This is a genomic window from Arhodomonas sp. KWT (genome assembly GCF_010993615.1).
The window spans coordinates 1-11,935 of record NZ_WNXE01000087.1; the positions used below are offsets into that span (position 1 = coordinate 1).

Annotated in this window: 15 protein-coding genes; 4 read left to right on the forward strand and 11 right to left on the reverse strand. The window is 68.6% G+C overall.

Annotated features, from left to right (window positions below):
- Nucleotides 1–88: 88 nt before the first annotated feature.
- From G7A99_RS12505 to G7A99_RS12520, 4 genes are all read right to left on the reverse strand, one after another.
- Nucleotides 89–589: a cupin domain-containing protein gene (locus G7A99_RS12505; protein WP_163140629.1), complete on the reverse strand. Its 501-nt coding sequence runs from the start codon at nt 587–589 to the stop codon at nt 89–91.
- Between the two features lie 65 nt (nt 590–654).
- Complete coding sequence (locus G7A99_RS12510) at nt 655–1,023, reverse strand: DUF4112 domain-containing protein (RefSeq protein ID WP_163140601.1); 369 nt, start codon at nt 1,021–1,023, stop codon at nt 655–657.
- Entirely contained in the window at nt 1,020–1,178 is a 159-nt protein-coding gene (locus tag G7A99_RS12515) for a YqaE/Pmp3 family membrane protein (protein WP_163140603.1), read from the reverse strand. Before G7A99_RS12515 ends, G7A99_RS12510 begins: the two co-directional genes overlap by 4 nt.
- A gap of 92 nt (nt 1,179–1,270) precedes the next feature.
- Nucleotides 1,271–2,188 carry a LysR substrate-binding domain-containing protein gene (locus G7A99_RS12520; protein WP_163140605.1) on the reverse strand — a complete coding sequence of 306 codons (918 nt, stop codon included), beginning with the start codon at nt 2,186–2,188 and terminating at the stop codon, nt 1,271–1,273.
- Between the two features lie 101 nt (nt 2,189–2,289).
- Here G7A99_RS12520 and G7A99_RS12525 point away from each other — a divergent pair, with 101 nt between their 5' ends.
- From G7A99_RS12525 to G7A99_RS12535, 3 genes are all read left to right on the forward strand, one after another.
- Nucleotides 2,290–3,534, forward strand: coding sequence for a Xaa-Pro peptidase family protein (locus G7A99_RS12525; RefSeq protein ID WP_163140607.1), 1,245 nt, complete (start codon nt 2,290–2,292; stop codon nt 3,532–3,534).
- Between the two features lie 67 nt (nt 3,535–3,601).
- Nucleotides 3,602–4,453, forward strand: coding sequence for a glycine betaine ABC transporter substrate-binding protein (locus G7A99_RS12530; protein WP_163140609.1), 852 nt, complete (start codon nt 3,602–3,604; stop codon nt 4,451–4,453).
- An 81-nt stretch (nt 4,454–4,534) separates the two neighbouring features.
- Entirely contained in the window at nt 4,535–5,170 is a 636-nt protein-coding gene (locus G7A99_RS12535; protein ID WP_163140611.1) for a LysE family translocator, read from the forward strand.
- Nucleotides 5,171–5,193: 23 nt separating this feature from the next.
- Here G7A99_RS12535 and G7A99_RS12540 read toward each other — a convergent pair whose 3' ends face one another.
- Nucleotides 5,194–6,063, reverse strand: a complete 870-nt coding sequence (locus tag G7A99_RS12540) for a LysR family transcriptional regulator (protein ID WP_163140613.1) — start codon at nt 6,061–6,063, stop codon at nt 5,194–5,196.
- A 99-nt stretch (nt 6,064–6,162) separates the two neighbouring features.
- Between G7A99_RS12540 and G7A99_RS12545 the strand changes: the two genes are divergently transcribed.
- Nucleotides 6,163–7,059 carry a DMT family transporter gene (locus G7A99_RS12545; protein WP_163140615.1) on the forward strand — a complete coding sequence of 299 codons (897 nt, stop codon included), beginning with the start codon at nt 6,163–6,165 and terminating at the stop codon, nt 7,057–7,059.
- Nucleotides 7,060–7,096: 37 nt separating this feature from the next.
- Here G7A99_RS12545 and G7A99_RS12550 read toward each other — a convergent pair whose 3' ends face one another.
- From G7A99_RS12550 to G7A99_RS12575, 6 genes are all read right to left on the reverse strand, one after another.
- Nucleotides 7,097–8,125, reverse strand: a complete 1,029-nt coding sequence (locus G7A99_RS12550; protein ID WP_163140617.1) for an aldo/keto reductase — start codon at nt 8,123–8,125, stop codon at nt 7,097–7,099.
- A 186-nt stretch (nt 8,126–8,311) separates the two neighbouring features.
- The gene (locus tag G7A99_RS12555; RefSeq protein ID WP_163140619.1) at nt 8,312–8,926 is read right to left on the reverse strand and encodes a porin family protein; all 615 of its coding nucleotides are present in this window, start codon (nt 8,924–8,926) and stop codon (nt 8,312–8,314) included.
- Between the two features lie 133 nt (nt 8,927–9,059).
- A complete protein-coding gene (locus tag G7A99_RS12560) occupies nt 9,060–9,497 on the reverse strand; it encodes a nucleoside deaminase (protein ID WP_163140621.1) in 438 nt (145 codons plus the stop codon).
- A 36-nt stretch (nt 9,498–9,533) separates the two neighbouring features.
- Nucleotides 9,534–10,016 carry an RES family NAD+ phosphorylase gene (locus G7A99_RS12565; protein ID WP_163140623.1) on the reverse strand — a complete coding sequence of 161 codons (483 nt, stop codon included), beginning with the start codon at nt 10,014–10,016 and terminating at the stop codon, nt 9,534–9,536.
- Entirely contained in the window at nt 10,013–10,450 is a 438-nt protein-coding gene (locus G7A99_RS12570; protein ID WP_163140625.1) for an antitoxin Xre/MbcA/ParS toxin-binding domain-containing protein, read from the reverse strand. Before G7A99_RS12570 ends, G7A99_RS12565 begins: the two co-directional genes overlap by 4 nt.
- Nucleotides 10,451–10,590: 140 nt before the next feature.
- Entirely contained in the window at nt 10,591–11,535 is a 945-nt protein-coding gene (locus G7A99_RS12575) for an HNH endonuclease (RefSeq protein WP_163140627.1), read from the reverse strand.
- Between the last annotated feature and the right edge of the window lie 400 nt (nt 11,536–11,935).

An 11,935-nucleotide genomic window follows, 5' to 3' on the forward strand; every position in this document is an offset into this window, starting at 1 on the left:
ACGGTGGCGTTCGAGCCGGTCTGGCGTAACCTGCCGCCGGGCGGGGTCTATCACTGCCGGGGGCCGCGTTGCGCGGCCCCCGCAGTCGTCACCCCCGGGTGAGCCGCCGGATCAGTGCGGCGTGCGCCGGATGGGCGGCGGCGAGGGTGTCGCGTTCGGCGAGGGCCATGTCCGCGAAGTCGAAGCCCGGGGTCACCGCCTCGCTGATGAGCCCGTAACCGTGTTCGCCGGCGAGCAGCTCGGAGGCCTTCCACACGCCCCCGGGGACGGTGAGCTGCAGGCGCTGGCCGGCGGCCAGGCCGTGTCCCAGGTCCACCTGCTCCAGGCGTCCGTCCCGGTGGATGAGGTGATAGCGCACCGGATCACCCATGTGGAAGTAATGCACGATGTCCGAGCGGTTGCGGTGGAAGTGGCCGACCGGGGCGGCGGCAGTGAGCAGGTAGTGGATGGAGGTCATGGCGTGGCGCTCGCCCCCCGGCGTGAGCACCCGCGGCTGGGCATCCGCCTGGTAGGTCCGCCGGTAGTAGCCACCCTCCACGTGGGGCTCCAGGGACAGGGCGTGGATGATCTCCTCGGCGGTGGCGGCCATGGTCTCCTCCGTTCGCGCGCGCTTGCGCGCCATGATAGCGGACCCGGGCGTCCCCGCCCGAGCGCTCATTCCCCGCGCCGCGCCGTCAGTGCCCCGCGGAGCAGGTCGACGTTGCGGCGGTTGGCGCGAAAGCCGGCGTCGAAGACGTCCCCCGCCAGCGGGATGCTGCCCACCGCGAAGTCCACGGCGATGTTGGCGAGCATGCGCGCCAGTGTCCGCCGTCTCACCCCGAGGCGGCGGGCCTCCACCACGGGGTAGAGCGCCAGCACGGCCATCGCACCGTCGCCGATCCCCGGCAGCAGCCCCACCAGGGCGTCCGCGCCGATCCGCCATGGCGTGCCCGGGACGGGCAGCGCCGTATCCATGAACACGGCGAAGCGTTCGAGACGGCGGAGGGCGGCGGCCTCGTCCGCTGGCCCGGCGTGTGTGCTCACCGCCGGGCGATGATCCAGACCGCGTGCACGATGCCCGGGACGTAGCCGCAGATCGTGAGCAGGATGTTGATCCAGAACTGTCCGCCGAGGCCGACCTGGAGGAACACGCCGAGGGGCGGCAGCAGGATCGCGAAGAGGATGCGTATCAGGTCCACAGGGCACCTCCGGTAACGGTTGATAATCGTTTATCCGTGCCCCGTCATCCCATTCGATTACCTGTAGGCGCGCCGGCGGCTCTGCAAGGGGGTCAGCCGGCGTCCGGTGCGCCGGTGGCGGTGCCGCGCAGCCAGTGCGCCACCCGCCGGGTGTCCGCGTTCCGCGGCCCGCCGGCGGGCTGGACCAGGTAGTAGCCGCGGCCGGTGCGGTACGTCCCGGCCAGCGGGCGCACCAGTGCGCCGCTGTCCAGCAGCGGGTCGAGCAGGTGGGCGGTGCCGATGGCCACGCCGTGGCCGTCCAGCGCCGCCTGCAGCAGCACCGGGTAGCTGTCGAAGGTCAGCCCGGAGGGCAGTCGCTCGGCGGCATCCACGCCCTGCGCCGCGAGCCATTCCGTCCAGGTGACCCAGTCGCGCCCGTGGGGGCGCATGTACAGCAGGGCGTGGCCGAGCAGGTCCCGTGGCGTGTCCAGGGGCGGTGCGTCGGCGAGGTAGTCCGGCGAGCACACCGGGAAGAGCGTCTCGCCGAACAGCGCCACCGCCTCCGTGTCCGGCCAGTGGCCGCTGCCGTAGCGCACGGCCAGGTCGACCTCCTCGCCGTCCAGCGGCAGGTCGGTATCCGAGGCGAACACCGCCAGCTCGATGTCCGGGTGGGCGTGACGGAAGGCGGTGATCCGGGGCCGCAGCCAGTAGAACGCCACGGCGTTGTTGGCCGCGACCCCCACGGGGCGGCGCTCGCGGCGGATCCGGGTCACCGCCGTGGCGATGTCGTCGAAGCCGCCGCTGACACTGCGGTGGAGCTCGGCGCCGGCGTCGGTGAGGGCGACGGCGCGGTGCAGGCGCCGGAACAGCGCCGTACCGGCCTCGGCCTCCAGCCGGTGGATCTGGCGGCTCACCGCGGCCTGGCTGATGCCGAGCTCTTGGGCGGCACGGGTGAAGTTGAGGTGCCGGCCGGCGGCCTCGAAGGCGACCAGGGCGGTGAATGCCGGCAGTCCGCGTTTACGTTCATCCATAACATGAGGTTATCACGGGCCAACCCTGGCTGTGGTTCACACCGATCACGGGCTGGACGACGATGCATTGACCCAGAGCAAACCGAGCAGGAGAGAAAGCGATGCCGGCGCAACCCGCCCCCATAAGCGAGGCCTGTTCGGACGTCCCCGATGACCCGGCCCGGCCGCTGGATACCCCGCGACTGCGTCTCGGCCGTCTCGCGCGGCTGCGCGAGCACATGCTCGAGTGGCGGGTGGACGCCTGCGTGCTGTTCGATCCGATCAACATCCGCTATGCGACAGGCGCGCGGAACATGACGCCATTCATGCACCGCAACCCGGCGCGCTATCTCTTCGTGCCCGCCGAGGGGCCGGTGGTGCTGTTCGAGTTCACCGGTGCCGCCCATCTCGCCGAGGGACTGGAGACGGTCGACGAGGTCCGCCCGGCGGTGACGGTCTCGGCGGTCGCTGCCGATATCCGCGTCGACGAGCGCGCCCGCGAGTGGGCGGACGAGATCGCCGCACTGGTGCGGCGGCACTGCGGCGCTGGCGCCCGGGTGGGTATCGAGCGCCAGCAGCAGGCCGCGGTACGGGCCCTGGCCGGTCACGACCTGACGGTGGTCGACGCCCAGCAGCCCGTGGAGCGGGCGCGGGCCCGCAAGACGCCGGAAGAGCTGCGCTGCGTGCGCGCCTCCGCGGAGGCGACCATGGCGGCGGTGCGGCGCCTGGAGGCGGCGATCGAGCCGGGCCGCAGCGAGAACGCCGTCTGGGCCGAGCTCCACGCCGAGACCATCGCCCGTGACGGCGACTACGTGGAGACCCGGCTGTTCAACTCCGGTCCGCGTACCAACCCGTGGTTCCAGGAGAGCTCGCCGCGGGTGATCCGTGCCGGCGAGCTGGTGGCGCTGGATACCGACGTAGTCGGCGCCTATGGCTACTACAGCGATTTCTCGCGGACCTTCCTCGCCGGCGACGGCCGGCCCACCGCGCACCAGCGCGAGCTCTACCGTCTGGCAATGGAGGAGATCGAGCACAACGCCGGTCTGATCCGCCCCGGGGTGCGCTTGCGCGAGATCGCCGAGAACGCCTGGCCGATCCCGGCACGCTATTTCGATTCCCGCTACTTCGTCGCCGTCCACGGTTGCGGGATGACCGGGGAGTATCCCTACGTCCTCCACGCCGCCGACTTCGAGGGTGGTTACGACGGCGAGGTCGAGGCCGGGATGGTCCTGTGCGTGGAGAGCTATATCGGCGAGCCCGGTGGCGGCGAGGGCGTGAAACTGGAGAACGAGTACCTCGTCACCGACACCGGGGTCGAGAACCTGACCCCCTACCCGCTCGATCCGCGGCTGTCGGGGGCGGTCTGAGCGCACGCCGCCGGCCGGCGGCGTGCCTTTCGCAGCAGGAGGGAGCTACCCAGCCATGACAACAACCATGCAACGTCTGACCATCCTCGTCGCCGGCCTGCTACTGGCCGGCAGTGTCACCGCCGCGGACAAGGGGACCATCCGCATCGGTCTCAACAACTGGGCCGAGAACATCGCGGTCTCCCACATGTGGAAACAGCTCCTCGAGGAGCAGGGCTACGAGGTCGAGCTCACCAACGCGGGGAAGTCGGTGATCTACTCGGGCATCGCCACGGACTCCATCGACATGGCCCTGGAGGTATGGATGCCGAAGAGCGACAGGCGCTTCTACGAGCGGTTCAAGGAGGACATCGCCCTCAATGACGCGTGGTACCGCAACACCGGCCTGGGCCTGGTGGTGCCCGCGTATGTCGACGTCGACACGATCCCGGAGCTGGCCGAGAACCCCGGGAGGTTCGAGCAGGACGGCCGCCCCGCCATCGTGGGCATCGATCCCGGCTCCGCGCTCATGGGCCTCACCGAGAAGGCCGTCGATGCCTACGGCCTGGACATGGAGCTCATCGCGAGTTCCGGACCCGGCATGACCGCCGCGCTGGAGCGGGCCTACCGGCGCCACGAGCCGGTGGTCGTCACGCTGTGGAACCCGCACTGGGCCTTCGCGGAGTACGATCTGAAGTATCTGGACGACCCCAGGGGCGTCTACGGCAAGGGCGAGGACATCCACTGGATGAGTCGCCCCGAGCTGCTGGAGGCGCACCCGGAGGTCGGTGCCTGGCTCGATGCCTGGGAGATGAACGATCAGCAGGTCGGTGGGCTCATGGCCACGATCCGCGAGAAGGACGACCCCGCCGCGGGTGCCCGTGAGTGGATCGCGGCGCACCGGGATCTGGTGGACAGCTGGCTCGCCGCGGGCGAGTAACGCCCCGCCTTCAGGCCCGCTCGCCGCGGGGACGGCGGGCGGGTTAGGCTTGATGCTCGTCGTTATCCGCGAGGGCGAGTCATGATCCCACCGGGCGAGCTCCTGGTCTTCGCCGCCGCCGCGCTGGTGATGGTCCTCAGTCCTGGTCCGAACATGGTCTACCTGGTCTCCCGCTCGATCTGTCAGGGGCGGGCCGCGGGCATGTTCTCGTTGCTGGGCGTGATCGCCGGCTTCTTCCTCCACGTGCTCGCCGCCGCGGGCGGGCTGACCGCGCTGTTCCTGGCAATCCCCTTCGCCTACGAGGTCGTCCGGTGGCTGGGTGCGGCGTACCTGCTCTATCTCGCCTGGCGGATGGTGCGCCCGGGCGCCGGATCACCGTTCGAGGCCCGGACGCTGCCGGAGGAAGGCCCCCGGCGGCTGTTCCTGACAGGCTTTCTCACCAACGCCCTCAACCCCAAGATCGCGGTGTTCTACCTCTCCGTGTTCCCCCAGTTCGTCTCGCCGGCGTACGGGCCGCTGTTCACCCAGGGTGTGCTCCTCGGGCTGGTGCAGATCGCCGTCAGCCTGCCGGTGAACCTGGCGATCGTGCTGTCCGCGGCGACGCTTGCCGGCCGGTTGCGGCGCCGGCCGCTTTGGCTGTCCGTGCAGCGCTACGTCATGGGGTTCGTGCTGGGGGCGCTGGCGGTGCGGCTGGTAACGGAACGGCGGAGCGCCTGAGCCGTCATCGCCTGTCCCGGCCCTCAGTATTCCCGGGGACAGTGCTCGGCGACGATACCGGCGAGGAACGCCATGGCGGCGGCCACGGGCGGTGCGCGGAACAGGTCCGGGTAGGTGACGAGCCAGATGGGGGCCGACGGGTGCGGCGGCTCCTGCGCCAGCTGTACCAGTCGCTCGTCCGCGTCGCCGATGAAGCAGGGTAACGAGACCGCGCCGAGGCCGGCCGCCGCGGCTTCCTGCTGCGCGAGCAGATCGCTGGAACGGAAGACGACCGGCCGGTTGCCGACGACCGAACGCAGCCACCGCTGCTGGGTGACGTGCTCGTAGGTGTCGTCGTAGCCGATGAAGGACCACTCTGCGCCGGGGCATTCGGCGTAGTCCGGGGGGCCGTAGAGTCCGAATGCCATGCTGCCGGCCCGCCGGGCGAGCAGTTCGCCCTCCGTCGGCTCGACGAGCCGGATCGCCAATTCGGCCTCGCCCCGGTCCAGCTGCGCGATCTCCGGGGTGACGGCCAGGGTCAGCGTGATCTCCGGATGGTCGCGGTGAAACGCCGGCAGGGATGGCGCCACCAGCCGGGTCGCGACCGCCGGTGAGGCGCTGACGCGGACCTCCGTGGTCGCCGTGCCGGCGCGGGCTTCGAGATAGTGTCCGAGCTGGACCATGCCGCGTTCGGCGAGTGCGGCCCGGTCGAGAAGTGCCTCGCCCTCCCGCGTCAGATGCACGCTGCGCGGGAGGCGGTGGACGAGCTTGACGTCCAGTGCCGCCTCCAGCGCCGCTATGCGGCGGCTGACCGTCGCGTGGTCGACGCCCAGCGCCCTGGCCGCGCCCGAGAGCGAGCCCCCATGTGCAAGGGCGAGGAAGTGCTGGAGATTCTGCCAGTCGAACTTGTGCATAACCGCACAATGATATGCGAATTTAGTGAATTTTTGCCCGACAAGCCCCGTGGTTCAATCCCGTGACCCTTATGGCAGGTGATCGGGAGGCGGTTATCCATGACCGAGACAAACGGGGCCGTTCCGGCCAATCCCCGGCGGCTGATGCTGCCGGCACCCTACCTGTTCGTCCTGCTCTGGTCCGCGGGTTTCCCCGTGGCCAAGGTCGCGCTGCACGCGTCGTCGCCGTTCGTGCTGCTGGAGCTGCGTTACCTCTGCGCCGCGGGGGCGATGGCGGTGCTGTTCGCCATCCTGCGCCCGGCGCTTCCCCGGGGGGCGCGGCAGTGGCGCGACGTGGCGGTCGTCGGTGTCCTGGTGCAGGTGGTGTACTTCGGTCTGACCTACCTGTCGCTGTACAGCGGGGCCTCCGCCACCGTGGTCGCGCTGATCGTCTCGCTTCAGCCGATACTGGTGGCAGTGTTCGCCCCGGCGGTCGTCGGTGAGCATGTGCGTGTCGGACAGTGGTGCGGGCTGGTACTGGGCCTCGCCGGCGCGATGACCGTGATCCTCGCCGGCGGTGGCCGCACCAGCCTGACCCTTGCCGGCGGCGCACTGGCCGCGGGGGCGCTGGCGGGGATCGTCGCCGCCATGCTCTACGAGAGACGCTTCGGCGTGGGGCATCACCCGGTCAGCGTGAACCTGATCCAGTACGTCCTCGGTGCGGCGCTGTGTCTCCCCCTGGTCTTCCTCGGTGAAGGCCACCTGGAATGGACGGTGCCGTTCGCCGCCGCGCTCGGGTATCTCGTGATCGGGAACTCCCTCGTCGCGGTCACCCTGCTGCTCGCCATGACCCGGGCGGGACAGGTCGCCCGGGTGGCGTCACTGTTCTTCTTCGTGCCGCCGATGGCTGCCGTGATCGCCTGGATTGTGCTGGGCGAGGCCGTGACGCCCGCCGGATGGCTGGGCATCGCCGTCGCCAGCGCAGGCGTGTCACTGGCGACCCGGCGGCGTGCCTGAGACGCCGTCCGGACCCTGGTGACCGGTTTCGGGGGCGCTAGCGGCTCGCGTTCTGGCGCTCGACCATCCACGCCGGGTAGATGGGGTCGGGCCGGGTGACCTCGTCCAGCCGCCGGATCTGCTCGTCGCTGAGGGTGAGCTCGGCGGCCTCGAGGTTGTCCTCGAGCTGCTCCATGCGCTTGGCGCCGACGATCACGCTGCTCACCCCGGGCTGTGCCAGCAGCCAGGCGAGGGCGACGCGGGGGATGGTGCTGCCGGTCTCGCCGGCGATGGCCTCCAGGGTGTCGATGGCGTCCCAGACGCGTTCGCGGTCGATCGGCGGGAAGTCGAAGCCGCTGCGCCGCGCGCCCTCCGGGGCGGTGTTGTCCCGGCGGAACTTGCCACTGAGGATGCCCCCGGCCAGGGGCGACCACGGCAGCACCCCGAGGCCCTGCTCCCGGCACAGCGGTAGCAGCTCGTGCTCCAGCTCGCGCCCGACCAGGGCGTAGTACGCCTGCAGGGAGACGAAGCGCTCCAGGCCGTGGGCCTCGGCCAGGGTCAGCGCCCGGGCCAGGTGGCGGGCCGGCCAGTTGGAGCAGCCGGTGTAGAGTACCTTGCCCTGGCGGACCAGGTCGTCGAGGGCGCGCAGGACCTCCTCGACGTCGGTGCGCACGTCCCAGCCGTGGACCTGGTAGAGGTCGATATGGTCGGTGCCCAGCCGGCGCAGGCTCGACTCGCAGGCCGCCATGATGTGCTTGCGCGAGAGCCCGACGTTGTTCGGGTCGCCCCGGCCCTCGGCGGCGGCGGGGCTCATCGGGCCGCGGACCTTGGTGGCGATCACGGCCTGGTCCCGGTCGATGCCGACGTTGCGCAGCGACTGCCCGAGGATCTCCTCGGACTCGCCGAAGGAGTAGACGTCGGCGGTGTCGAACAGGTTGATGCCCGCCTCCCAGGCCCGGGCGACCATGCGGTCGGCGCCGTCCTGGCCGACCTCGGCGATGTTGATGAAGTTGGAGCCGAAGGTCATCGTCCCGAGGCTGAGCGGCGAGACCTTGAGGCCGGTGCGGCCGAGCTGGCGGTATTCCATGCTGCCTTCCAAGCGGGATGAGTGTTAGGAACGAAGCCGTCGTAAGTGGGTGTGTCGCTGGCGGAGATGGATGCAGCTGGTCCCTAGATCAAGGAAAGGCAAGGCAGGCCTGTCGATGGTCGTTTGTCTGGGCGGGGAGCGGGGAAAGTCGCCTCCGCCGCTTGGCGGCGGAGGCGACCCGGTCACCTAGAATCGATAGCCCACACCGATATTGAACCCCTGGGCTTGCGGATCGACCTCCGTGTCGCCGTAGCTCTCCTTGTCGTAAACCGCCTGGGTGTACTCCAGCCGCGTGAACAGCCGTTCCCCCGCAACGATGTCGATGCCGACCCCGAATCGGAAGCCATTGAAGTCGTCGTCGTCCGAGTTGCCGTTGACCGTCAGCTCGAAGTTGGTCTGCTGCCAGCCGGCGATGCCATAGAGCAGGACGCCATTGGCAAGTTGACGACCGAGCCGGGCGTCGATGCCGTACTCTTCCTGGGCGTCGATTTTCAGGTTATCGCTGCCGGTGCTTATGGAGGTGTCAGAGCTGCTACTTGCGGCATCGGCCTGAAAGCCCATATACCACCCGTTGCGCATCATGCCGGTGCCGACAAAAAGACCGCCGCGGGCACCGGTTGCAGATAGACCCTCAATGGAGTCACCGCCGCCGGAAACGTCGAGGTCGTACGACGCGTAACCGAGCTGGCCGCCGATATACGCGCCGTCAAACTGACCGGCCGCGTGCGCGGCACTGGCGAGGGAAAGTGCGGAAGCCACCGCGAGAGCCGTGGTCGTACGCTTCACTAAACTCGTGTCCATGAGTTCTCTCCTTGTGAATCGCAGGCCGGGAAGGCCTGATAATTGGACTGTCGTTGCGCCCGGCAGGAATGGTTCCCCCCGGGAGCGGCTCGCATGGTATCACCTGTGCCCAGCCCCGGCATGAGACAATCGCTCACACGCCGATGTCCTCGTTCCAGAGCTCGGGGCGTTCGCGGATGAACGCGCTCATGAGCTCGATGCATGCCGTCTCCTGCAGGACCTCCACGGTGACGTCCCGTGAGCGCAGCAGTGCCTCCTCGCCGGTGAAGGTCCGGTTCTCGCCGATGACCACCCTGGGGATGCCGTAGAGCAGGATGGCGCCGGTGCACATCGGGCACGGCGAGAGCGTGGTGTAGAGGGTGCAGGCGCGGTACGTCGAGGCGGGCAGGCGGCCGGCGTTCTCCAGCGCGTCCATCTCGGCATGGCGGATCGCGCTGCCCTCCTGGACCCGGCGGTTGTGGCCGCGGCCGATGATGCGGCCGTCGTGCACGAGCACCGAGCCGATGGGGATGCCGCCCTCGTGGTAGCCCTGCCGGGCCTCCTCCAGTGCCGCCTGCATGAACGCGTCCATGGTCTGTCTCCTCGTCGGCCGCCTGCGTGGGGGATATCAGTCGGTGAATAGCCGGTCGTCCCACCATACCGGGGTCGGCAGGCCGTGGCCGATGCGCTCGAACTCCTCGTGGGCCGGATTGATGACCACGTTGTGCTCCACCCGGGCGACGAACGACGGCACCAGCAGGACCGCGGAGCGGCGCTCGGCGGCCCAGCGTGCGCCGTAATGGGCGGACACGGAGGGCTCGGGGGTGTCCCAGCCCGGCAGTGCGTCCTTGGTGACCATCTCGTAGCTCAGCCCGTGGGGCAGGGTGATCTCGATGAAGTGCTGGTTCGGGGGCATCAGTCCGCCGGCGTGCACGAGCTTCTCCAGCATGGCGGTGGAGTAGTGCTCGCAGGCGTAGATCACCGGGGCGGTGGCGGTGTTCCAGCGTCCCGGGTAGCGCCGCGAGCCGGTGGCGTCGTAGATCGGGTAGTCGCCGTCCGGATCGCCGATGCGGTAGGCGGTCAACGTCCGGTCCAGGCGCTGGACGCTCACGCCGCGGAGCCGTACTTGAGCCGCCCGAGGATGTGCTCCACCGCCTCCGCGCCGACGCTGCTCTCCACCGCCAGTGCCAGCGGCGTGCGGCCCTCCAGCAGCGGGTGGGGCTGGTGGAGGAAGCGCCGGGCGTGGTCCTCGTCGTGGTAGACGTCCAGCGCCATGCGCCAGACGCCCGCCGTGCGTGCGAGCTTTTCGCTCTCGTAGGCGCTCAGCGGACGCTTGTCCCGCCGGCGCCGCTTGAGGGTGGCGCGGGAGACGATCATCTCCGGAAACGCCTTGTCCCCGGGGGCGACCTCCTGCGCGAGGCGGTCCAGCGCCGATATCGACAGCCCGTGAACGAGCTCCTCGGACAGGCTCAGGTGGGACAGGCCGGCGGGATCGGGCAGGCCGAGCAGTTCGCCGAGTTGCTGGACCTCGGTGTGGGCGGACATGGCGCACCTCCGTTCATCTGATCCCGAATATAGGCTCATGTGAGCAGGAACCCAAGGGGGCAACGCGTCTGTATCGCCACATGTCATGTGATCCCGGGTTGGCGGCCACGTCTTCCTTCGGGCGTAACCGTCTGCAGACCCTATTCATTCAAACTCGAACGCTGGCGGTGCGCCTTCAGTGCCTCCTTGGATGGTTCGTCAGCCGAGCGCTTTGGGAGGAGGACCGGCTGTCCTGCAAAGACGGCGTATTCGGTATGCGCGAGTGACGCGTCGACAAGGATTTTCATCGTGCGTTCGTCCACGCCGATGAGTCCGTGGTCGAACAGGGCATGCAAGTCGCGCCTTAGCAGCAGGCCGTTCTGTACGTGGTCGGTTTCACGGCCGCGATAAGGCACGATATGGGCAGCTTCCAGTGCCTGTGGGACGGCGCAGCCGGAAAACGCACATCGTCCGGTGTAGACCCTGATCAGGGTTTCCCGAAATCGGGGCTGGCCTGTGCGGCGTACGATAGTCGCCGGCACGGGTATACGGGTGTCTACCTCATTAAAGGCGAATGCAGGCTCTGGCGAATCCGGCTCCGGCTTCATGTCGGGAAGCGGCCTTTCGCCTGCCGGCGCGCGCATCGCATGCGCAAGTAGATGGTCAGCCACATCCTGTCTGTGATGTCGCAGCGAGCGTGGGTCGGGATTTGCGTGGCCAGCCATGACTTCATCCAGATATCGCTGATGTGCGTGCCCGATGACCGCCCACTCGGTCCCATTGTCCCAATTCGGATCGTAGTAGCCGTTCAAGGACGGAGGCCGCCTATATCGGGGGTAGGACTGCCGGTCCCACTGCCAAGAGCGCAGGGTCTCCAGCCGTGAACGACAGGCCGGGTCGGTGGTGATCCAGCACTCCGCCCCCTCGAGGGTAAGCACAACCAGCCGGGCGAACATGAGGCGCAGGTGTCTCCCGTGAAAGCGGACGATCACGGCCCGTGAAGCTCGATCAAGCAGATACCGGAGAGATTCCGTGTAGATATGCACGAGGGCGTGCCGGGTGATCCGGTCGTTGCCAATACGCGCCAACTCCGTTTCGACGCTCATACGACTTCCCCCGATACAAGCGCGCCATTTTCTCCATGTGATGATAGTCATCTGCCGTGGGTGCGGCGATGGGGATCAACTGGCTGTGCCTGCCCCGGTTTGCATCGAGTAGCACGCGCCGTGCATGCGTCATGTCGTTTGTCCGCATGGATGAACCAGATCGCCATGGGCTTGCTTAGTGAATCGAGCTGTTTACCGCCGTAAGATCCAGTTCGGCGCGTTCAGCCGGCCCGCGGTGATGATGCCGTAACCGGACGTGGTTCCTCTCCTGTAGAGTCGATCGTTGTTATTCCGCCCGCCGTTGCGGCGGGCGGGGTGCCGGATCCGTCGGGGTATCCGCGGCACCTGTGCTGGAGCATAATTCAGGATTTCTATTGTGCTCGCTGATATTGATACAAAA